The 20,692-nt window shown below is 66.1% G+C and carries 19 protein-coding genes; 12 read left to right on the top strand and 7 right to left on the bottom strand.

Going from position 1 to position 20,692, the window contains the following annotated elements:
- The first annotated feature begins 20 nt into the window (after positions 1-20).
- The 3 genes from pufA (THSYN_RS31295) to pufA (THSYN_RS31285) all read left to right on the top strand — a co-directional run bounded on the left by pufA (THSYN_RS31295) (position 21) and on the right by pufA (THSYN_RS31285) (position 839).
- On the top strand, positions 21-275 hold the full coding sequence (gene pufA / locus THSYN_RS31295) for a light-harvesting antenna LH1, alpha subunit (protein ID WP_100922991.1): 255 nt from the start codon (positions 21-23) through the stop codon (positions 273-275).
- A gap of 125 nt (positions 276-400) precedes the next feature.
- Positions 401-541, top strand: coding sequence for a light-harvesting antenna LH1, beta subunit (pufB, locus tag THSYN_RS31290; RefSeq protein WP_020507020.1), 141 nt, complete (start codon positions 401-403; stop codon positions 539-541).
- Positions 542-587: 46 nt separating this feature from the next.
- Positions 588-839, top strand: a complete 252-nt coding sequence (pufA, locus tag THSYN_RS31285) for a light-harvesting antenna LH1, alpha subunit (RefSeq protein ID WP_100922990.1) — start codon at positions 588-590, stop codon at positions 837-839.
- 242 nt (positions 840-1,081) lie between these two features.
- Here pufA (THSYN_RS31285) and dxs read toward each other — a convergent pair whose 3' ends face one another.
- Together dxs and THSYN_RS31275 are read right to left on the bottom strand one after the other, a co-directional pair.
- Positions 1,082-2,983: a 1-deoxy-D-xylulose-5-phosphate synthase gene (gene dxs, locus THSYN_RS31280; RefSeq protein WP_100922989.1), complete on the bottom strand. Its 1,902-nt coding sequence runs from the start codon at positions 2,981-2,983 to the stop codon at positions 1,082-1,084.
- Between the two features lie 26 nt (positions 2,984-3,009).
- A complete protein-coding gene (locus tag THSYN_RS31275) occupies positions 3,010-4,167 on the bottom strand; it encodes a methyltransferase (protein WP_100922988.1) in 1,158 nt (385 codons plus the stop codon).
- 558 nt (positions 4,168-4,725) lie between these two features.
- Between THSYN_RS31275 and THSYN_RS31270 the strand changes: the two genes are divergently transcribed.
- The 7 genes from THSYN_RS31270 to THSYN_RS31235 all read left to right on the top strand — a co-directional run bounded on the left by THSYN_RS31270 (position 4,726) and on the right by THSYN_RS31235 (position 10,460).
- Positions 4,726-4,851, top strand: coding sequence for a light-harvesting protein (locus THSYN_RS31270; protein ID WP_100923310.1), 126 nt, complete (start codon positions 4,726-4,728; stop codon positions 4,849-4,851).
- 441 nt (positions 4,852-5,292) lie between these two features.
- Positions 5,293-5,433, top strand: coding sequence for a light-harvesting antenna LH1, beta subunit (gene pufB, locus THSYN_RS31265; RefSeq protein ID WP_020507020.1), 141 nt, complete (start codon positions 5,293-5,295; stop codon positions 5,431-5,433).
- 42 nt (positions 5,434-5,475) lie between these two features.
- Positions 5,476-5,718 carry a light-harvesting antenna LH1, alpha subunit gene (gene pufA / locus THSYN_RS31260; RefSeq protein WP_100922987.1) on the top strand — a complete coding sequence of 81 codons (243 nt, stop codon included), beginning with the start codon at positions 5,476-5,478 and terminating at the stop codon, positions 5,716-5,718.
- Between the two features lie 125 nt (positions 5,719-5,843).
- The gene (gene pufB, locus THSYN_RS37555; RefSeq protein WP_020507020.1) at positions 5,844-5,984 is read left to right on the top strand and encodes a light-harvesting antenna LH1, beta subunit; all 141 of its coding nucleotides are present in this window, start codon (positions 5,844-5,846) and stop codon (positions 5,982-5,984) included.
- Positions 5,985-6,033: 49 nt separating this feature from the next.
- Positions 6,034-6,279 carry a light-harvesting antenna LH1, alpha subunit gene (gene pufA, locus THSYN_RS31250; RefSeq protein ID WP_100922986.1) on the top strand — a complete coding sequence of 82 codons (246 nt, stop codon included), beginning with the start codon at positions 6,034-6,036 and terminating at the stop codon, positions 6,277-6,279.
- 633 nt (positions 6,280-6,912) lie between these two features.
- On the top strand, positions 6,913-9,024 hold the full coding sequence (locus THSYN_RS31240) for a DUF2868 domain-containing protein (protein WP_100922984.1): 2,112 nt from the start codon (positions 6,913-6,915) through the stop codon (positions 9,022-9,024).
- The gene (locus THSYN_RS31235; RefSeq protein WP_100922983.1) at positions 9,024-10,460 is read left to right on the top strand and encodes a GTPase/DUF3482 domain-containing protein; all 1,437 of its coding nucleotides are present in this window, start codon (positions 9,024-9,026) and stop codon (positions 10,458-10,460) included. The genes THSYN_RS31240 and THSYN_RS31235 overlap by 1 nt, the downstream gene beginning before the upstream one ends.
- Positions 10,461-10,773: 313 nt before the next feature.
- Here THSYN_RS31235 and THSYN_RS31230 read toward each other — a convergent pair whose 3' ends face one another.
- Both THSYN_RS31230 and THSYN_RS31225 read right to left on the bottom strand, forming a co-directional pair.
- Positions 10,774-11,313: a cytochrome b gene (locus THSYN_RS31230; RefSeq protein WP_100922982.1), complete on the bottom strand. Its 540-nt coding sequence runs from the start codon at positions 11,311-11,313 to the stop codon at positions 10,774-10,776.
- Between the two features lie 324 nt (positions 11,314-11,637).
- Complete coding sequence (locus tag THSYN_RS31225; protein WP_100922981.1) at positions 11,638-13,752, bottom strand: sensor domain-containing diguanylate cyclase; 2,115 nt, start codon at positions 13,750-13,752, stop codon at positions 11,638-11,640.
- A gap of 280 nt (positions 13,753-14,032) precedes the next feature.
- On the opposite strand from THSYN_RS31225, the gene THSYN_RS31220 reads away from it, so the two are divergent.
- Positions 14,033-16,822: a LysM peptidoglycan-binding domain-containing protein gene (locus THSYN_RS31220; protein WP_172965416.1), complete on the top strand. Its 2,790-nt coding sequence runs from the start codon at positions 14,033-14,035 to the stop codon at positions 16,820-16,822.
- Positions 16,822-17,289 carry a potassium channel family protein gene (locus THSYN_RS31215; protein ID WP_100922979.1) on the top strand — a complete coding sequence of 156 codons (468 nt, stop codon included), beginning with the start codon at positions 16,822-16,824 and terminating at the stop codon, positions 17,287-17,289. Before THSYN_RS31220 ends, THSYN_RS31215 begins: the two co-directional genes overlap by 1 nt.
- A gap of 1 nt (position 17,290) precedes the next feature.
- On the opposite strand, the gene THSYN_RS31210 is transcribed toward THSYN_RS31215, so the two are convergent.
- The 3 genes from THSYN_RS31210 to THSYN_RS31195 all read right to left on the bottom strand — a co-directional run.
- Positions 17,291-17,860 (bottom strand): cold shock domain-containing protein, encoded by a 570-nt coding sequence (locus THSYN_RS31210; protein WP_100922978.1) that lies wholly within the window; start codon positions 17,858-17,860, stop codon positions 17,291-17,293.
- A 507-nt stretch (positions 17,861-18,367) separates the two neighbouring features.
- Positions 18,368-18,928, bottom strand: a complete 561-nt coding sequence (locus THSYN_RS31200) for a hypothetical protein (protein ID WP_236849052.1) — start codon at positions 18,926-18,928, stop codon at positions 18,368-18,370.
- A gap of 747 nt (positions 18,929-19,675) precedes the next feature.
- A partial coding sequence (locus THSYN_RS31195; protein WP_100922976.1) for a ParB/RepB/Spo0J family partition protein occupies positions 19,676-20,692 on the bottom strand: 1,017 nt, incomplete at its 5' end.

The raw sequence follows: 20,692 nt of genomic DNA, 5'->3' as shown, positions 1-20,692 counted from the left end.
CACAAACCAAGGTAATTTAAATGAAAGTCCCTTATTTGATGGCCGATGAGAAGATCGTCAAGATCGAGCATCCGGAAGATGACTGGAAGATCTGGACCGTGATCAACCCGGCCAACTGGATGGTTCCGTGGTTCATCGTGCTGATGGTCCAAATGTGGATGATTCACACCTATGCCCTGGCCCTGCCCGGCTATGGCTGGAAGGATGCCGCCGCCGAAGCGTACGCCGCGAAGCAGCCCGTCGTGATGGTCGCCCCGGCTCCCGTCGCTCAGTAAGAACAAAGCGCCGCAGGGTATCTGGCGCTGGATCGCGGGTTCAAGTACCCCGCCACTGAAGAGCGGTCTTCACCCGTAACGGTGAACTCGCTCTTCTCACAAATGTCACGTATGAGGTTTCGAAAATGAATTCTGGCAACATCTCGGGTCTGACCAACGAGCAGGCGAAGGAGTTTCATGAGCACTGGAAGCATGGCGTGTGGAGTTGGGTGATGATTGCATCCGCTGTCCACCTGGTGACCTGGGCTTATCAACCCTGGTTCTGATCTGATTCGACTGGTCTATCCAAGTCTAACGTCTAAGGTAACGCAAATGAAAGTTCCGTATCTGCTGGCCGATGAAAAGATCGTCAAGATCGAGCATCCGGAAGAAGACTGGAAGGTCTGGACCGTGATCAACCCAGCCAACTGGATGGTTCCGTGGTTCATCGTGCTGATGGTCCAGATGTGGCTGGTTCACAGCTATGCCCTCTCCCTGCCTGGCTATGGCTTCAAGGATTCCGCCGCGAAGAAGCACCAACCCGTCGCCGTGGTTGCCATGGCTTCCGTCGCCAAGTATAGCTGAGTCGACAACGCGACGCGACAGCATGCCGCACTTCTCCCTGCGGTAATGGATGGTGCCGCGCCGTATTAGTCCTCGATCAGTGGCAGCATTTACGCAGAAGACACCGCGGCTCGGTTAACCGAGCCGCGGTGTTTTTGTTGTTGAACGGAAAAAACGCGACGGCAGCAGAGTCTGTTCGCGCCATTCAGCTACTCGGTTTCGGGCGGCTGATTGCCTAGCCGTCAGGCCCCCGTTGGAGGACCTCAAGCTGTTGCGGCGCCGATGGGGCGCGGGGCTGGTGCGAGCCCCAGTCGATCCAGTTCGGCGTACACCCGGGCGGTGATGCCGGCGGCGTCGAGTCCGCACATGGCGAGCTGGGCGGGTTGTTCGGCGTGCTCCACGTTGCGGTCCGGCAGCCCCAGGTGGATGCAGCGCACCAGGACGCCGCGCTCCGACAGCAGTTCGGAGACGGCGCTGCCGGCCCCGCCGGCGATGGCGTTCTCCTCCAAGGTCACCAGCAGGTCGTGTCCCTGGGCCAGGTCCAGGATCAGGTCCTCGTCCAGCGGCTTGACGAAGCGCATGTCCGCCACCGTGGCATCGAGCCCCTCGGCGGCGGCGAGCGCCGGGCCGACCAGGCTGCCGAAGGCGAGCATGGCGCAGTGTCGGCCTTCCCGCAGGAGGCGCCCGCGCCCGATGGGCAGCGCCGGGGTGGCGGGGTCGATGGCCACGCCGCGGCCGCTGCCGCGGGGATAGCGCACCAGGGCGGGACCGGGATACTCATAGGCGGTGCGCAGCATGGCCCGACACTCATTCTCGTCGGACGGGGCCAGGATCAGCAGGTTGGGGATGGGGCGCGCGAAGCTCAGATCGAAGCTGCCGGCGTGGGTGGCGCCGTCCGCCCCGACCAGGCCGCCGCGGTCGACGGCGAAGGTCACGTCCAGGTCCTGCAGGCAGACATCGTGGATGAGCTGGTCATAGGCACGTTGCAGGAAGCTCGAATAGATGGCCACGACCGGCTTGAGGCCATCGCAGGCCATCCCGGCGGCCAGGGTGACGGCGTGCTGTTCGGCGATGCCGACGTCGAAGAAGCGCTCCGGGTAGCGCTTGGCGAAGGCGGTGAGCCCGGAGCCCTCGCACATGGCGGGGGTGATGCCGACCAGGCGGGGGTCGAGTTCCGCGGTATCGCACAGCCATTGGCCGAAGATCTGGGTGTAGCTCGGGCTGCCGGGCGCGCCCTTGTGCAGACGCCCGGTATGGCGATCGAAGGGGGTCACGCCGTGATAGGTGACCGGCTCACCCTCGGCCGGCTCATAGCCGTGGCCCTTCTGGGTCACCACGTGCAGCAGGCGCGGGCCCGGGATGCCGCGCATGTTGCGCAGGGTGCGGATCAGGCTCGGGATATCGTGACCGTCGATAGGGCCGATGTAATTGAAGCCCAACTCCTCGAACAGGGTGCCGCCCATCACCATGCCCTTCATGTGCTCTTCCCAGCGGCCCACGAACTCGCGCAGTTGGGGCATGGCCTTGAGCGCGCTCTTGCCGCCCTCGCGCACCGAGGTGTAGAGCTTGCCGGAGAGCAGCCGGGAGAGGTGGTTGCTGATGGCCCCCACCGGCGGGGAGATGGACATCTTGTTGTCGTTCAAGATCACCATCAGGTCGACGTCCAGGGCGCCGGCGTGGTTCAGGGCCTCGAAGGCCATGCCGCCGCTCAGGGCCCCGTCACCGATCACCGCGACCACCTGGCGGCGCTCCCCGTGCTGCCGGGCGGCGAGCGCCATGCCGACGGCGGCGCTGATGGAGGTGCTGGAGTGGCCGACGCCGAAGCAGTCGTAGGGGCTTTCGCTGCGCTTGGGGAAGCCGGAGAGCCCGCCCTCCTGGCGTAGCGAGCACATCTGCGCGCGGCGTCCGGTGAGGATCTTGTGCGGGTAGGCCTGGTGGCCCACGTCCCACACCAGGCGGTCGCGCGGGGTGTCGAAGCAGTAGTGCAGCGCGATGGTCAGTTCCACCACGCCGAGCCCGGCCGCCAGGTGGCCGCCGGTCTGTGACACACAGTCGATCAGGAAACTGCGCAGTTCGCCCGCGAGTTGCTGTAACTGGGGCTCGGCGAGGGCGCGCAGGTCCGCGGGGCTGTCGATGGAATGGAGCAGCGGGTGCCGGTGAGGCATAGTCGTGGATTTCCTGCGCGTCCTGGTCAGGCGCGGGCGACCAGGAGACGCATCAACAGGGGCCGCCGCGTGGAGACCTCGCGCACCGAGCTGAAGCCGGCCTGGTGCAGCATGGCGGTGAGTTCCTGACAGGTACGCGGACGTCCGCTGCCCATGGCCCAGAGATAAAACCCGAAGTAGGCCTCGCCAATCGGCTCCGCCCCCGGCGTCCCGGCCATCGGCTCGGCCAAGAGCAGGGTCCCATCGTCCGGCAACGCCTGGCGCGCGGCGCGCAGGAGCCCCATGACTGGACCGTCGTCGTGGTCATGGACCACCCGCACCAGGGTGATCAGGTCGGCGCCTGACGGCAGGGTATCGCGAAACAGGTCGCCGCCGATGGCTTGGGTGCGGGCCGCCAACCCCTCGCGCGCCAGGCGCTCCCTGGCCTGCTCAACCACCGCCGGCAGGTCGAAGAGTCGCAAGTCCAAGTGCGGCCAGCGGGCCGCGACCGCCGCCAGAAAGGTCCCATTCCCGCCCCCCAGGTCCAGCAGCCGACGGTGCCGCTCCATGGAATAACTGTCCAGAATGTCACTGCTGACCAGCCCCTGAGAGTCGCTCATCAGGGCGGTGTAGTCGCGGGTGCTCCCGGTCTCCAGACACTCTGGCGCCGCGCTGTCGGCATAGGCCCAGTAGGCCCCCAGATGGGTCGAGCGCCGGTCACGCAGCAGACCCACGGGGTCCGCCAAATCGCGGTAGAGCATGGCGTGGTGACGCACCATCTCCACGATCCCCGGATTGCCGCGCAGGGCCGCCCCAAGCTCACCCAGGGCATAGTGATCCGCGGCAGTGCGCTCAACCAGTTCCAGGGACTCGGCCGATTTGAGCAGGCGCCGGGTCGCGGGCTCCGGGAGACCCAGACGCCCGGCCAGATCGCACACGCTCAAGGGACCTTCGGCAAGCAGGTCGAAGAGGTCCAACTCGATACAGGCAAAGAGGATCTGCGAGTAGACGAAGCCCGCGCACAGGTCGAACAGGTGTCGCGCCCGGCGCCGGGCGAGCGGCCGGGTCAGCGGGAACCCGGCCACCCAGCGCTGGAAGCGCGAGGACGCCAGGAGCCGATTGCGCAGGTCGAGCCAGCGGCGATGCCAGCCCGCGACCCACCCGCCGGGGACCACGGCCGGTTCGATATACTGCATCGGGTCCATACTAATCCCTCTGGTGTGCCGTTTCAGCGTCGGCATTTCGTTGGTGACTGACGCTCGAGTGAATCGGCAAAAATAGACGCTTTCCCCTGCCCAGTCAAATAAATTCGATTCGGAGCCAGTTGCGCCGCGCCCACATGTGGTCAACCGCGACCATACAGACAACGGTTGCCGGCGGTTTGCCTAACAGTGCAAATGCCTCGCTGTCAATGCTCCTTGACACGAAGCTATGTCAAGCTACACTAGCCACGGCTACGCGGTGACCGACCAGCGTCGCCCTGGGCGACTCTCCGAATCGCCGCTGTGCGGCACCAGCACCCGGGGCGCGCCTTGAAATGTGGCTTCGTCTAAACCCTAATAGAGGTAGTAACTTAAATGGCTGTGTGGAAAACGCCCAAATCGCCGGGCCTCGCTGGCGGACCAGCGAAGCCCGCTGAGCAGAAAACCGCGAACCAGGCGGCCCCGGTCGGCGGGCCATCAAAGCCCGCTGAGCAGAAGACCCCGAACCAAGCGGGCCACGTTGGTGGATCAGCGAAGTCCACTGGGCAGAAGACCGCGAACCTGTCGGGCCTCACCGACGCGCAGGCGAGAGAATTCCACGAGCACTGGAAGCATGGCGTCTGGAGTTGGGTGATGATCGCCGCGGCCGTTCATCTGGTGACCTGGGCGTATCAACCCTGGTTCTAGGTGAGCCGCTTCCCCGCAACCCGGTTGCTCTGCGACGCACGCGTGCCCGGGGCGCGATCGGAATGATTGTTCGCGCGTCGGCGACTCGTCGGCCGTCGCTCAGGCCTCAGGCTCCGACGGACTACGGACCGTGCCGGGCTCCTGACCCTGACAGGCCCCCAAGGGATTCCTCAGCCCTGCCCGGCTCGAGGCTGGCCGTCACCCGTCCGCTTGGTTGTATCCGCGGCGATACTGTCTTGCAGTCCGCCTTATGTAAGCTGGCCCTGACACAAATAAATGTCAGTTAGTCTTGACACGGTCGGCCGACGGGTTAAACTAGTGCCGAGATCGCCGGGGCTCTTAAGGAAACTGGAAACGCGACGATCCGGTGATCTATGCTAGCGTGTCCCCGCCACCGGCAAAGGGACACTGGTTTTAACAACACGATGTGAGGTTACGAGAATGAATTCCGGCAACATCTCGGGTCTGACCAACGAGCAGGCGAAGGAGTTTCATGAGCACTGGAAGCATGGTGTGTGGAGCTGGGTGATGATTGCATCTGCGGTCCACTTGGTAACCTGGGCTTATCAGCCCTGGTTCTGATTCGGCCTCGTCCAGACTTAAACGTAAACTAAGGTAATTTAAATGAAAGTCCCCTATCTGCTGGCCGATGAAAGCGTCAAGATCGAGCACCCGGAAGACGACTGGAAGGTCTGGACCGTGATCAACCCGGCCAACTGGATGGTGCCGTGGTTCATCGTGCTGATGGTCCAGATGTGGCTGGTCCACAGCTATGCCCTGTCCCTGCCCGGCTATGGCTTCAAGGATCACGCCGCGAAGCTTCATGCACCCGTCGCGGTGGTCGCACCGGCGCCTGTCGCTCAGTAAAGCTCGCCCCCCCGGGTCCGGTCCCGGCTCGCGACCGCGGGTCCAAGCACCGCGGTCTAGTAAGCGATTCTTCGCCCTCACGGGCGGGATCGCACATCATCAAACGTTCTTAAGAGGTTACGAAAATGAATTCTGGCAACATCTCGGGTCTCACCAACGAGCAGGCGAAGGAGTTTCATGAGCATTGGAAGCATGGCGTGTGGAGTTGGGTGATGATTGCATCCGCTGTCCACTTGGTGACTTGGGCCTATCAGCCCTGGTTCTGATCCGCTCCTCTCTGCTCTGATCCAAATTTTACACTAACGGGGTATTTAAATGAAAGTTCCGTATCTGCTGGCCGATGAAACCATCGTCAAGATCGAGCATCCGGAAGAAGACTGGAAGATCTGGACCGTGATCAATCCGGCCAACTGGATGGTGCCGTGGTTTATCGTGCTGATGGTCCAGATGTGGCTTGTCCACAGCTATGCCCTCTCACTGCCCGGCTATGGCTTCAAGGATTCCGTCGCGAAGCTTCACGCTCCCGTCGCCGTGGTTGCCCCGGCGCCTGCCGCCAAGTAATAGGCAGCCTTTAGCCGTCAGTCGCCACGGCTCGGGTTTCTGAGTCGTGGTGATCGTGTTACCCGTACCCTGCCTACTAAGCACTTCAATACTAACGGTTTATCTGACAGAACGATTGCCACTATCTGGTCGATAGAGTGTCGTATTGTTTTGGTTCGTATAGCGATCGACAAGAGGAAGGTGGGTGATTCGCTCAGCATCCACCTGAAGTTCACCCCCCCGGATCGGGCTCGGCACTTGGTGCCGTAGACCGCTTCTCGTCCGGTAATCGATCCCGCGTCCCCATCGATAACGAGGTCGAACGCGCCCTCAGTCATTGGGTGATTGCCCGGCGAATCAGTTACGGCACCCACACCGCTGCGGGCTCCCGCATCTTTACCCTGCAAGCACCATCAGAAACTGCCCCCAACGCGGTACTTGGCCGTGGCCTTACCTCGCGCCCGCGCCGCCTTTGCCCGAAGTCCAGCACCACCGGCACCTCGTCAGGGTCTCCGTTCATTCGGCCAATCGGAATAGTGAAATCTTCATTGACGCCCAAGTTGATCATGTAAAATAGACGTTTCCCCGCCACCCAGTCAATGCATTTCCATTCATGTATGCACACTCCGTTATCCGGACGCGGATGCTCGCACGATGAAAATCGGTCACACCGACCCTCCTGAAGACGACGACGCCCGGGAGACCGATCGCTGGACGGTCGCTGACCTCATCGACCTGGAATATTACCTGGGCGCCGACGAACAACTGCTGCACGAAGGCACCGCGGCCCGCAACGCACTGACGGAACGCGACCGCACCCTCTATCTGGACCGGATTGCCCCGGCCGTTGCCACCACCCTGCCCCATACGACCCTGCATCGGCGCCTGAGCCTGCGGCACTGGCTGCGCGAGCGCCGCGCCGCGGAACGCCCGGAACGGCGTCTGGTGCTCCCCGGGCGCACCTTCGCCCAGGCGCAGCGACTCACCGCGCTCGGGCTGGCGGCGCTCGGGTTCCTGATCGGCGTCGGCGCGGCCTCGGCCCTGCTGAGCTACGACGGGCATCGCCCGATCAATGTTGCCCTCTATCTCTTTGTGTTGGTTTTCGTCCAATTTCTGTTGGTGGGGGGGGCTTCGGTCGCCTGGTTGGTGCGCCGCGCACGGCCGGTGGGCCAAGCGGTCCGGGATCTGAGCCTGCTCGGACGCCTGATCCGGCCCCTGGTGACCCGGGTGAGCCACTGGCTGCTGCGCCAGCACCTCGCCGCCACTCGCCAGGAGGTCAACGACCGCACCGCGACCCAGGTTGGACGCCTGCGCTCCCAATTCGCACTCTACGGACCCGTCTCCTTCCTGCCGATGCTGATCCCGGCGCAGGTCTTCGGCGTCGCCTTCAACCTGGGCGTGATCCTGACGACGATCGGGTTGGAGTGGTTCACGGACCTGGCCTTCGGCTGGCAAACCGCGCTGGACTTAAGCCCACAGTTCATCCATGACTTGGCCCGCTTCGTTGCCACGCCCTGGGGCTGGCTGTTCGGTGAGGGGATCGGCTATCCGTCGCTGGAGCAGGTCGCGGGCTCCCGCATCCTGCTCAAAGACCCGCTGTCCCTGCTCGACGCCGGCCATCTGCGCTCCTGGCGCTGGTTCCTGGTCCTGGCGGTCTGCACCTACGGCCTCCTGCCGCGACTGCTGCTGCTTGGCGCCTCGCTTCTGACCCAGCGGCACCTGCTGGAGCGGCTGCCCTTCACCCAGGGCCGCACCCAGGCCCTCTATGCCCGCCTGCTGACCCCCACGGTCGAGACGGCCACCCACGGCAGCGGGCATGGAAGCGCGATGCCGATCCCGGCACCCGTCACGCACCAGGGTCCGCTGGCACGGCCGATCGCCGCCCCCCCAACCCGCCCCCCGACACCCCCAGGCCCGACCGACCGGGTGGCGGTGCCGGAACCTAAGGCTGCGGCACCGCAAAGCACGTCCGCCGCCGACCGCACACCAGAACCAGCGCCCGACAGTTGGCCGAAACCGGCATCCCAACCCGCCCCCGAACCGCCCGCAAGCCGGGAACCGGAGCCCAGGCCGCAGCCGCAACCCGACGTGGAGCCCGCGCCGCAACCCATCGCGGAGCTGGCGTCGCCGCCGGCGCTGGCGCCGGAACCGCAACCGAGCCCGGAGCAGCCGACCCACCGACCGGAGCCAGTACCGCATCCAACGTTGCCACCGGCACCGGAGCCTGAACAGGAACCGGCGGTTGAGCCCCCACCCGCGCCCACGGCAGCGCCGTTGGAACCCCGTGGGACCGAGGTGCCGGGCGGCATCGCCGCCGACGCCTGCCTGGTGCTGGTGCAACTCGATGTGGACGAAGTGATTGAAAGCGCGCAGCGCCATCGCGTGGCGGAACTGGTCGGAACCCTCACCGGCTGGCGGGTCGCCGCGTCCGCGTCCTTTGGTTCGGGCAGCGCCATGACCGCCGGGGTGGTGAACTGGGTCGAGGGCCAACGCTGGCAGGCCCCGCCGGCACGGGTCGCGGTCATCATGGACGGCTCCCAGCCGCCGATCACCGAGAACCTGCGCTTCCTGCGCGAGTTGCGCGCCGCCGCCGGCACCCAGGCGCAGGTGCTGCTGGCCCTGGTCGGCGACCCCCAGGACGACGACCCCCTGCCGCCGGTGCGCGCCTTCGACTTCACCGATTGGCAGCGCAAGATCGCCCAGTTGGGTGACCCCTATCTGCGGCTGGACATGCTGGCCCCCGGGGACGGTGACGGAGATGCATGATGGCGCTTGAGATCCCACGCCTGGCGATTATGGGACACCCCAACGCGGGTAAGTCCTCCGTGGTCGCGACCCTCACCGAAAACGACCGCATCGCCATCGACCAACGGGCCGGTACCACCACCGAATCCGATGTCTATCCGGTCATCATCGACGGCCAAACGGTCATCGAGTTCATCGACACGCCGGGCTTCCAGAACCCCAGCGCGATCCTGGAGTGGTTCCAGGCCCATAGCGCCCAGTCGGACCTCGCCGGGGCCTTTGTCCTGGCCCATCGCGCCGATCCGCTGTTTGCCCACGACTGCGCCCTGCTGGAACCGGTCGGGGCCGGGGCCGGTATCATCCTGGTCGTGGACGGCTCCAAGCGCATCAAGGAGAAAGACCGCATCGAGATCGAACTGCTGCGCCTGACCGCCCGTCCGCGCATGGCGATCCTGAACAACCTCACCAAGCAACCCCGTTACATGGAACAATGGCAGGACGCCCTGAGCAAGGCCTTCAACTCGGTGCGTGAGTTCAATGCCCATCGCGCCACCTACGCCGAGCGGATCAAGCTCTTGAGCGCACTCAAAAGCATCGACCAGCGCTGGGAGCCCCGCCTGGAGCAGACCATCGACGCCTTCGCCCGGGACTGGGAGCGGCGCATCGACCAGGCCGCCACCACCATCCTGGACCTCTTGCGTGAGAGCCTCTCATTTCGCTACAGCGAGAGCTTCAAGAACAACAAGCTGGTCTTCAAGAGCGGCCAGGAGCGGGCCAAAGACGACGTGATGGCCGCCTTTGGCGATGGCCTGCGGGCCCTGGAGGTCAGGGCCCAGGAACAGATCCGCGCCAACTTCCGGCACAACGTCTGGAACCTGGCCCCGGGTTCGATCCTGGACCAGGACCTGCTGTCCGAGGAGGTCAGCAGGTCACTGGGGATCTCCCGCGGCCAGCTCGCCCTGGCCGGGATCGCCGCGGGGGCCGCCTCCGGGGCCACGATCGATCTGGCCACCGCCGGGAGTTCCCTGGGTGCGGCGGCCTTTCTCGGGGCTGCCGCCGGGGGCCTGCTGGGATTCATGGGGGGTAATGCTTTGGCCAAGCTCGATATCGAACAGGCAGCCGGCACCCAGCGCTTCACCGTGGGTCCGGTCACCAACCCCAAGTTCCCGTTCATACTGCTCGACCGCATCATCCTTTACAGCGCCCGGGCCATGAACTGGGCACACGGCCGCCAGGCCGCCGATGAGGCGGCGCCCGACCGGGTACCGGACAAGGAGATCCCGTCCAAGGGCTTCACCGAGTCCCTGAGTACGCAACAACAGCGCGACTTGGCACGCTTCTTCGGCGCGGCGCGGCGCGGTAAGTCATTTGATCGTGAAGACGGCTGCCGGGAGCTGATCAAGGCGATACTGCGCGACGTCGCGCTGGACCGGATCGACAGCCGGGCCGATCTGTGAGCGACGCGGCCCACCAGGCGACGCCGCCCCCTTTCTGGACCTGTTCTTAACTCAGATACGCCGAAAAAAAACGTTGCCGTTTAGTGCTGATCTGGCATCGGGCGTCAGTCTTCGGGACCAGTAATTTCGCACCTTCCGTGCCTGTTTGGTCAATCCGAGGGAAGCGTTTAAGCACAGCACCGGGACATCGGGGAGGGTAGATCATCCCGGCTGCCCTCCGCAGCAGTCGCCAAGAACGCGGGGAGACGCCGACTCAGGCAGCGCCCCCCCAGGTCGGACCTCGGGTCTCTACCCGAGGGTCCAACCTGACCCCTTACAGCAGACTCATCCGCGAGTTGATATTGTCGTGCGCGACCTTCCCGTGCACGAAGGCCCCGAGGAGATGCACACCAACCAAACCCATCAGCACCCAACCCACCAGGAGATGGTACTGGAAGAGCGTCTTGGCCCAGACGTCGTTCTTGCCGATGATGCCCGGCAGGGTCCAGTTGAAGAACTGAACCTCATGGCCGGCGGCGGCGGTACCGAGCCAACCGAGGATCGGCATGGCGATCAGCGCCAGGATCATGAGCCAATGGACCAACTTGCTCGGCCACCGCAGCAGGAAGGTCAGCGGCGGATCGTAGGGCGGGATGCCGCTACTGCGACGCATGAAGAGGACCAGCACCCCCACGATCAGCACCACGACGCCGAAACTCTTGTGGTACTTCAGAACGTCGGGCCCGAACAGCTTTTGAGTACCTTCGACACCGAAGAAAAAGAACAACATGCCGACAGCGAGAAGACCGAGGACCGACAGGGCCCCGACCCAATGCAAAATGCGCCGGAGAAAGCCGTAACGATTAGTCTGCATAAAATACCTCTACAATAGGGTGAACCGCGGACCTGACATCGGCCCTCGATAAGGCTAGCACGACTCGCCATCCGGTTGCAGCCCCGTTTGACGACTGGGGTCTGAATCTGTTTCACTCTCGGGATCTGGCGCCCAAGGCCCCGCGTGCCGACCGCTAGCCGCGACGCGCTTCCCCACGGCGAGTCCTACTAATACAGTTGGTCGTATTGGCAGTCCAAGCGCCCTATTAGTAGTGCCACAATCCTATTGCTCGGCGGCGCAGACCGGTGCCCGGCCGGTCCGGCGTTCGCGCGAATGCGCTGCCCCACCCGGGACCCCATGCCCCTAGTGCGCAACAACCACCCGATTGCGCCCCTGCGCCTTGGCCTGGTTCAGGGCCGCGTCCGCCCGGGCCAGGAGCGCCGCGGCCGTGGCGGCCCGGTCCTCGCCCCCCGCCACGGCGACCCCGATGGACGCCGAGAGGGGCGGAAACTCCTCGCCGCCGCCGCGCAGAGGCAACACTGCAAGCGCCTGGCGTAGCCCTTCGAGCCGGCCGCGGGCGTGTTCCAGGGTGGCGTTCGGCAGCAGCAGGGTGAACTCCCCGCCCCCGGAACGGCAGGCGATCTCGCCCCCACCCAGTGAGCGGAGCAACAGACCCCCAATCGCGCGCAGTGCCAGGTCCCCGGCCGCGAGTCCATGGGTGTCGTTGAACGCCTCGAACCCGTCGAGATCCAGCACGGCGACCGCCAGGGGCTCCTCACAGCGACCGCGGCGTTCAATCTCGCGCGGCAGGGTCGCGTCCAGATAGCGGCGGTTGAAGAGTCCGGTCAGCGGATCGCGCAGGGCCTGGTCGCGCAGGGCCTCTTCGAGACGCTGCACGTGGGCCAGACTGGCACGCAGGGCGTCCTCGACCGTCTTGTGCAGCTCGATGTCCACCAGGGCCGTCAGGTGTCTGGCGGATTCCACCTCCTCCGCGGTCCAGGGCAGGCTGCGCTGGCGCACGGTCTCGATCCAGGCCGCGAACGACTTGCGCGGACCGAGCCGACCGTCGGGGGCCAGGGTCGTCGCCTTGTCCGGATTGCCGGCCCAGGCCACCCGGCGCACCTGCTCGCCGCGAAACCACATCAGCTTGACGAGCGGGGGCCCCGTCAGGGGGAAGAGGGCCAACCCGGCCGCGGTCGGCGCCAGGTCCGCCGCGGTTGGCACATGCTGGCTGAGACAATCGGTCAGAAAGACGCCGGAGGGGTCGTCCGGGTAACAGCCCATCAGTCCCTCGACGATGGCGCGGATCCGCGTCGGCTCGGGCGTAATGCCGCCGGTGGTCAGCTCACGGTCACGGATCAGGGCCACACCGTCGGCACCGATGGCGCCAAGAACGTCGGCCAACGCGGGCCCTTGGATCAGGCCCGTCAGGCGCGCCCCGGCACGCATGGCCGAGATCACCCGGTCCCGGCTGGCCTTGAGACGGACGGCGTAATGCCGGGTGCGGACCTCCTCCGCCAGGGCCAACTGGGTGGCCAGGTCCTGCACCATCCAGCCGAGCAGCTCGCGCAGCCCCCGCCCCAGCCGCCGGGGCTGGCCATGGTGACAGGCGATCAGGCCCCAGAGGGCACCATCGCGGATCAGGGCGGAACTCAAGCTCGCGCGCACGCCCATGTTGCGCAGGTATTCCAGGTGCACCGGCGAGACGCTGCGCAACAGGCTCTTGGTCAGGTCCAGGGGCGGACCGGCCGCCGCACCCGGTGCGGGGGGCAACGCGATGATCGGGGACTGGACGGCGTCGCGGTCGGCGATGACCCGGGTCGGATTGACCAGATAAAGCCGACGCGCCTGGGCCGGAATGTCCGAGGCCGGATAGTGCAGGCCGAGATAGGACTCCTGGGGCAGGCCGCGAGACTCGGCGATGACCTCTCCATGCCAGTCAGCGTCGAAGCGGTAGACCATCACGCGGTCAAAGCCCGTGAGCTGCTGTAACAGGGCGGCGGCAGACTGGGCCTTGGCCTCCAGCCCCGACTCCGCGCGCACCCAATGCAGCGCGGCCATGGCCGGCGCCGGGTCCGCCGCCCCCGCGGGATCATCACCCGCCAGGGGCTCCAACTCCAACACCGTGAGGTCGCCCGACTGGTGGACATACCCGGCCAGCGTCAGGCCCGTGCCCGGGACCTGCCAGGCGAACCCGCCCGCGACGGCGGGCATGATCCGATGGCGGGCCAGGCCCTCTTGGACAGACCGGTGCAACTCGGCCCCGAGGGTGTTGGCGAGTTCGCGCCCCAGCAACCCCGACGGCGCGACCCCAAGGAGCGGCTCGCAGGTGCAAGACGCCTGCACGATGCGCAGGTGCCGGCCGGATAACGCCAGCAGGCAGCCATGGGGCTGGATCGAACCCGGGATATGAATGGGCTCGCGGTCGCAGACACCGAGATCCGGCAGGGGCGCAACAGGGTTGAACGACGACTCCATCGAGTAGGCTCCGGCGCGGTCTCCAGCGCAGTACGATTGGCGTTTAGGGTGACAAAAGGGGCGGGACGGCCCAGCCTCCGTCCATGCGGACGCCCGAGGGCCTGAGTATAGCGAGGTCCCGTCTGCGCCGCAGGCCGCTCCCGCAGGGTCCCGGCCCGCCGCTCACGGTAAAGTGCCCCGGACGGTGCGCCGCGCCCGGCGGCGCGCTAAGCTTGGCGTTGTTGCCCGTATCATGACACCGACTCGTGCACTTGAACCACCTGACCTGGAGTCGCCAGACATGCAGCCCCGCGCCCTCCCCTTGTTGCTGTGCTCCGCCCTTTCTCTCGGCCCCGCCTGGGCGGCGGATGGCGGACCCGGGGCCCACGCCCGAGGTCCATTCGATGCCGCCTCCGGTGTTTATACGGTGGTCGGCGGCGACACCCTGGGGTCGATCGCGGCCCGCTTCGGCACCGCGATGGCCCAGGTCCAACAGCAAAACGGTCTGACCTCGACGCAGGTCCGGGTGGGCCAACGGCTGGTGGTGGGAACCCCCGCGCCAAGCGCCCCGGCGGCGGACGCTGCGCCGGCTGAGGTCTCCAGCGTCGTTGCCACCCCGCCCCCGATCGCCCCCAGTGCCGCGCCTGCCCCCGCCACCCTGACCGCGACCGCCCCGCCCCAGGTCGTCGCGCCCCTGCCCCGCCCCGCCGATCCCTGGCCCCGCAAGGTCCAGGTCGATGATCGAACCCTGTTGGTCTATCAGCCCCAGATAGTCAGTTGGGGCGGCAATGAATTGGTGCTGCGCGCCGCGGTGGCGGTGCTGCCGCTCGGCCAAGGCGACGAGGCCTTCGGCGTGATCGAGGCGCAGGCACAGACCCAGGTGGACCGGGTGCAGCGGCTGCTGGTCTTGCAGGGACTCAAGGTCACCAAGGCCGACTTCCCTACCGTGCCCGCGCTGGCCGCCTCGCTGGCGCCGGCGGTGGCCCGGCAATTCGGCGCCCAGGTGCGGGTCATCCCATTGAGCCGTTTCGAGGCCGCGCTCGCCGCGACCCCGATCCGGCCGGCCGCGGGGGTGGCGGTCGAGAATCCCGTGCCGCGGATCATCCTGAGCTTCGAGCCGGCCATCCTGATACCGATCCAGGGCCAACCGGTGTTGAAGGGCGTCCCGAACACGAAGTTCCAGCGCGTCATCAACACCCGGGCGGTCATCCTGACCGAGGGCGCCGACGGTCCCTACTATCTGCACCTGCTCGACGGCTGGGTCAGTGCCCAGTCCCTGGCCGGCCCCTGGACCCATGCGCCCATTACCCCGGCTGGCATGGACGACATCGCCAGCCGGCTCGCCGCCGCCGGCCAGGCCGACCTGCTGAACGGCCACCCCAGCATCCCGACCATGCAGTTGCTGGCAGCGGGCATCCCGGACATCTATGTCACCGAAACCCCGGCCGAACTGATCGTCTTCAAGGGCCAGCCCAAGTTGGTGCCGATCGCCGGCACCGGGCTTGAGTGGGCGACCAACTCCAGCGCGCAGGTCATCGTCGACACCAGTGACAACAGCTATTACGCCTTGCTCGCCGGGCGTTGGTACCGCGCCGCCGGCCTCCAAGGGCCTTGGTCCTTTGTGGCGAGCACCGCGCTACCGACGGGCTTCAAACAAATCCCCGTGAACTCGCCGGCCGGCGCGGCACTCGCCGCGGTGGCCGGGACGCCCCAGGCGCGCGAGGCACTGATCGCCAACGCCATCCCCCAGACCGCCGCCGTGCGGCGCCGGGGTGGGCCGACCTTCGAACCCGTGTTCGACGGCCCTGCCACCGTGAGTCTGCTCCCGGGCACGGACCTGGAGTACGTGGTGAACTCCGAGACCCCCATCGTGCGGGTCGGCGGCGCGACCTACTACGCCCTGCAGGCCGGCGTCTGGTTTGAATCCGCCACCCTCGATGGCCCCTGGGCGGTCGCCGATTCGGTCCCGAGCGCGGTCTACGGCATCCCGCCCTCCTCCCCCCTGCACTTCATCACCTATGCGCGGGTGTATGGGTCGACCCCGGAGGTCGTCTACGACGGCTACACCCCGGGTTACCTGGGAACGGTCGCGACCACCGACGACGTGGTCGTCTACGGCACCGGCTACGATTACCAGCCCTGGGTCGGAGACGACTGGTATGCGGCGCCCGAGACCTTCGGCCTGGCTGCCGAACCGTTCTATAACCCGCGGCTCGGCTATGGCTATGGCTTCGGTCAGGGGCTTGCGACCGCGGCGGCGGCCGACGCCTACTGGGGCGGGGCCGACTATCGGCCCGGGGTTGCGGGCCTCGGCTGCTGTCTCGGCACCGGCACCAATGTTTACGGCCATTGGGGCGACACGGTGGCCGCCGGCACCCGCACCTGGTACGACGGCGCGGACGGGGCCTTGGGCGCCGGCGCCCGCGGTGACTCTGTCGACCTGGGCACCGGGACCACCGGCGGTTATGCGGCCGGACGCAGCGTCGACCTGGCGACCGGCACCGTCCAGGGCGGCTACGGGCGGACCTTCGACAGGGCCGACGGCGCCACCGGAGCGGTCGCGGCGGGGGCGCGCTATAACCCCGTGACCGGCATCCAATCCGCTGCCGCACGGGAGACCGTCACCGGCCCGGGCGGCGATTCCATTGCCCGGGATACGGCAACGATCCAGGGACCCTCAGGCGCGACCGTCACCGTCCACCAGACCAGCTTCGACAACGAGCGCACCGGGGCGGACGCAAGTGTGGACACAGTCCGGGTCGGCGACAGCCTCTACGCCGGACCGGACGGCACCGTCTACCGCCATACCGACGACGGCTGGCAACAGCGCGGCACCGAGGGCTGGCAGGAGCCGACCATGGACACGGGCTGGGCGGACCGGGAACAACAGGCGCGCACCCGCGGTGAGGACAGCGTGGGCGACGACGGCTTCGGCGGCGGCGGCGGATTGGGCGCGGCGCGGGTCGGCACCGAGGGGCTCGGGGACGGCTTCGGCGGCGACCGGCTGGGCGGCGGCGACCCGTTCAGCGGCGGTGTGGGTGCCCGCTTCGGCGGCGGGGGCTTCGGCGGTCGCTTCGGCGGACGACGCTGATGGAGGGTGGGCCCGTCGCGGGCACGCCGCCCAAGCGCTTGGTGCGGCGCGACTTCGGCCTCGCCTTGCTGCTCGCCGTGGCCCAGTTCGGCCTGCACATCCTGGTGATCTTCGAGGCCGCCAAGTGGATACTGGCCGCCGACCACTGGCTCATCGAGCACCTCGGCCGTGCGCTGGCCGCCAAGGTCATCATTTTCGCCTGCTTCGCCGTCCTGCTCGGCCTGCACTTCATGGAGGCCGTGGCCTGGGGCCTCTTTCTTTGGCACCAACGCCTGTCGGCGAATCTGACCGAGGCCATCTATTTTTCGGCCGCCTCGATCACCGGATTGGGTTACGGGGATGTCGTGCTGGCCTCACCCTGGCGTCTCCTTGGGCCCGTGATGGCGATCACCGGACTGCTGATGTTCGGGTGCTCGACCGCCTTTCTGATCGTCGTGATTCAAAAGGTTTGGGACCATGTTCTGTAACTCACCAAGGGGCGTTACACCACTGTTGCTCGCACGGGACGCCATCGTCGTCTCCGTCCATTTCAACGCCCGGACAGTTTCCCAGAAAGAACCTGGCCTCGGCACATGATGTCATCTGCGAGCAACGGGTTCGGCCATCACAGCGTCGTTCAGGTGCACTGGGTTGAGGTGGGGGAGCCAGCAAGCCCTTTGGCGACTCGGCAAGGCGCGTAGGGGCTTGGTCGTTGGATTGCCGCGCGTACTCAAGGTAGCCGAAGATGCCGACTGCGCCAACCAGTAGCACCGTCGCAAGACCAGAAAGATAGCTTTGAATGTGCCGCGGACCTTGAGGGGTCGCGCGGCGGACCGGATGCGGCCGGGCGCCGGCGGGACGAAGAACCTTGACGGCACGCTTCTTTCCTTCGTTGTCTACTGCGACTTCAAAGGTTACGGGCTCGTCGAGCCGCGGGCGCGATCCGTCCCTCGGAAAGGATGAGATGTGAACAAAAAGGTCATCCCCGCCACGCGTTGGGGCGATAAAGCCAAAGCCCCGGTCGTCGTTCCATTTCTTGAGGGTACCAACGAACCGCATGTTTCTTCCCCTTCAATTCCGGTCCTGGGTTGCCCCTGGCGGCGCATAGACGCCGGGAATAGCCTCCCCCTGCACCACCGCGTGGGCCTTGGTCATCATCCCGGCCACCCGGTACCGGCGAGCGCATGCGCGCAGCCGGGTCGAACGCTGGGAGCGCCGCACCCCAGTGCGGCGCAGTCTCGCGGGCGACCGCGACGCTGCGTGCTGTGGGTAGGCCGCGCCGCACTGGGGTGCGGCGCTCCCAGTGGCCAGCGTGATGATCGAGGCCACCGCGTGGATGATGTAGACGCTGAGCGGGACGGCCAGCAAGAGACCCCAGATGCCCGCCAAGAATCAGGACGGCGAGCGCCAACAGCCCCCAGATGACGAGGCTGTCCCAGGGCACACGGACAACCCCGGTCGGCACGGTTCATGTAACGCTACTTCCGGACAACGGGGCGAGCGGCCGGCCGGGCATCGTCGCGGCTCCAGCCGCCCTTCCCCGTCGCGCCCGATCGCCCGACTGGCCTAGCCGAACTTTCGCCTGTAGACGATAAACAGCGCCAGGAGGGCCAGCGGTATGGTCACGAGATAAATCGAGATCTGATCCGCAATGCCGAGACCGATGGCCGTGGCCGCGAGGATGCAGCCCAAGAGAAGGAAGGTCCAGTTGAAATGGACCCCGGCCAGAAAGGTACTCAAGGCGAGGAGCAGTAAGGAGAAAACGGCAGCAGGGGCGCGGTCGGTGATGCCATCGGACTCAAAGAAAAGAACGATCTGGATCGCCACCAGGGTGCCGAACCAATGAAAAACCTGGGTCCTGATCATGTCCCAAACCGGGCCGCCCTGCCCTTTGGCTTGAAACCAACTCCGGCCAATGCTGGCGGCCGCATAGACCAACACCAGGACGGACCAGTAATAGCGTCCGCCGGCTTCCTCTGCTTGCGACACGGCGGAGCCGCCGATCGCAAGCACCAAGAGGACGACAAAGATCCAAAAATCCGCGCGGGAAACCCCCGCCCCGAATCGCGCCATGGCGGCGGCGCCCAGGTGGCCGCCCGCGCCCGCCCGCTTAGTGTTCTCCGACATGGGTATTCTCCGACATGGGTGTTCTCTCGTTTGGGTTACTCGATGGTCATCCGCCGTGGGCAGACGCCCCTCGGTTAAGGACTGGCCGCTGCCCCGCGACCGACTCCCGCGACCGGGGGCAGGGCTGGTGCGGCGACACTGCCGCCGCTTGCCCGCCGCTTGCCCGCCGCTTGCCCGCCGCTTGCCCGCCGCTTGCCCGCCGCCCCAGTTGCCGGGCGATTGTATGCCCTCCCGAACCGCCTTTGCCAACAGAAGTCGGCCACCAGAGATCCCCCTGTGGCTGGTCATTGTCACGTGGCAACCGCGCGGTAAGGCCGCTCGTTGCGCCGAGTCTGGATACCGGGCTTGGACCGCACCCGCGGGCCTTGATCATCGTTCCGGCCAGCGGCCACCTGCTGGAGTCCAAGGCTTCAGCCTTAGTCTTGTAAATCCAAGGCTGAAGCCTTGGACTCCGGCCCCGGGGTGGCCGGAACGATGATCAATTCCCACCCGCACACTGGAGTCAAGGGCACCGTGGGGCTTGCCGGGGATCGGCGGTGGGACGCTTGAAACCGGACAGGTGCGGGAGTCGACTCGGACGGTGCTATCCCCGGGCCTTCAGGCGCTTCGCACGACGCACAGTTGAGCGCTCCTGCCACGGCGCCAGCAGACCCGGCGCAACCTCGCAATTTTTCGCGAAACCTTTTATTTTACAGAATGTTATAGACGAATTGTCAGTTGACAATTCGCCCGCTCAAGCGTCTTGCGCTACTTTGACGGCGCGTAGTAACGCTCCATCATGGCCGTCACCGCGGCCACTGCTTCCTCTTTTCCCGCCCCACTATTGCCATCGACCTGGATAATCAATCCGCCCCGTCCGTGACGGCGTGCGACCGCGAACACCTTGCCCGTCTCCTTGGTTGCCGCCGTCTCAAGGGGCGTATTGGGCCTTGCTGCCTTCGGCTCTGCCGCGGCACTCGTCAGGACGCGAAAGAGGTCTGCTGCCGCCGGCTTCTCCGGCAACGCGGCGAGTTCTGTCGCCCTCTCGATCACCAGGCCACGGGTCTTGCCATTGAGCAGCGGCTTGATCACGCGCGCTTGATTGACGGTCATCTCCCGCACGTCGCGCACCGCATCCACGATGACAGGGTCCAGCCTGGCCAGGTCGAGATATCGACTCAACCATCCTTCGGACCGTTCAAGGTTCATCGCCATCTGCTTTTGACTTCCGTCAAAATAGAGGTTCAAGGCCTGAAGATAGTCCACCGCCCGCTCGTAGTCGCTCAGATCCTCCCGGTGTCTGTTCTCGATGTCCGACAGCCGAAACGCCTCCAGATCGGTGAGATCCCGTTCCTCGATCAGGAAATCGTACTTGAGGAATCGCGCCGTCCAATGGCGGCGGGCACCTGAAATAACCTCGTATTCATAGGGTCCGCCATCAGTCACACGTCGGACCACGGCCGGGAATTCCTGGCCGCCTTGCTGCCTGAAGCCCTCGATCAAATCAGCACAGGACTCCGGCGAGAGCAGGTCATAGCGGCGGTTGTGCCGTACCCAGATGCGACAGCGATCAGGATTAACGCGCCTCACGACCCGCGTGATCTTCTTCCCGGATGATACCTCCCAGATCGCACCTTCCCGCCCCGCGAGAATCCCTGCCGACGGTGCCGCTGCGGGTGTCTGACCCGTCGGCGCCGACCCGCCGGGATCAACCGGCTCAGCGATCTTTTCCGTACCCCGCGCAAGGGCCTTGAACATCTCCCCGGTCGAACCTTTCGCTGCCAT

It is taken from the genome of Candidatus Thiodictyon syntrophicum, from assembly GCF_002813775.1.
GTDB lineage: Bacteria > Pseudomonadota > Gammaproteobacteria > Chromatiales > Chromatiaceae > Thiodictyon > Thiodictyon syntrophicum.
Note: the sequence above shows the minus strand (reverse complement) of the source record. Positions and strands in the feature narration are given on the sequence as shown.

Bases quoted from the DNA above. Each gene is read 5' to 3' on its own strand.
- pufA (WP_100922991.1), top strand. From the start codon at position 21: ATGAAAGTCCCTTATTTGATGGCCGATGAGAAGATCGTCAAGATCGAG.
- pufB (WP_020507020.1), top strand. From the start codon at position 401: ATGAATTCTGGCAACATCTCGGGTCTGACCAACGAGCAGGCGAAGGAG.
- pufA (WP_100922990.1), top strand. From the start codon at position 588: ATGAAAGTTCCGTATCTGCTGGCCGATGAAAAGATCGTCAAGATCGAG.
- dxs (WP_100922989.1), bottom strand. From the start codon at position 2,983: ATGCCTCACCGGCACCCGCTGCTCCATTCCATCGACAGCCCCGCGGAC.
- THSYN_RS31275 (WP_100922988.1), bottom strand. From the start codon at position 4,167: ATGGACCCGATGCAGTATATCGAACCGGCCGTGGTCCCCGGCGGGTGG.
- pufB (WP_020507020.1), top strand. From the start codon at position 5,293: ATGAATTCCGGCAACATCTCGGGTCTGACCAACGAGCAGGCGAAGGAG.
- pufA (WP_100922987.1), top strand. From the start codon at position 5,476: ATGAAAGTCCCCTATCTGCTGGCCGATGAAAGCGTCAAGATCGAGCAC.
- pufB (WP_020507020.1), top strand. From the start codon at position 5,844: ATGAATTCTGGCAACATCTCGGGTCTCACCAACGAGCAGGCGAAGGAG.
- pufA (WP_100922986.1), top strand. From the start codon at position 6,034: ATGAAAGTTCCGTATCTGCTGGCCGATGAAACCATCGTCAAGATCGAG.
- THSYN_RS31240 (WP_100922984.1), top strand. From the start codon at position 6,913: ATGAAAATCGGTCACACCGACCCTCCTGAAGACGACGACGCCCGGGAG.
- THSYN_RS31235 (WP_100922983.1), top strand. From the start codon at position 9,024: ATGGCGCTTGAGATCCCACGCCTGGCGATTATGGGACACCCCAACGCG.
- THSYN_RS31230 (WP_100922982.1), bottom strand. From the start codon at position 11,313: ATGCAGACTAATCGTTACGGCTTTCTCCGGCGCATTTTGCATTGGGTC.
- THSYN_RS31225 (WP_100922981.1), bottom strand. From the start codon at position 13,752: ATGGAGTCGTCGTTCAACCCTGTTGCGCCCCTGCCGGATCTCGGTGTC.
- THSYN_RS31220 (WP_172965416.1), top strand. From the start codon at position 14,033: ATGCAGCCCCGCGCCCTCCCCTTGTTGCTGTGCTCCGCCCTTTCTCTC.
- THSYN_RS31215 (WP_100922979.1), top strand. From the start codon at position 16,822: ATGGAGGGTGGGCCCGTCGCGGGCACGCCGCCCAAGCGCTTGGTGCGG.
- THSYN_RS31210 (WP_100922978.1), bottom strand. From the start codon at position 17,860: ATGCGGTTCGTTGGTACCCTCAAGAAATGGAACGACGACCGGGGCTTT.
- THSYN_RS31200 (WP_236849052.1), bottom strand. From the start codon at position 18,928: ATGTCGGAGAACACTAAGCGGGCGGGCGCGGGCGGCCACCTGGGCGCC.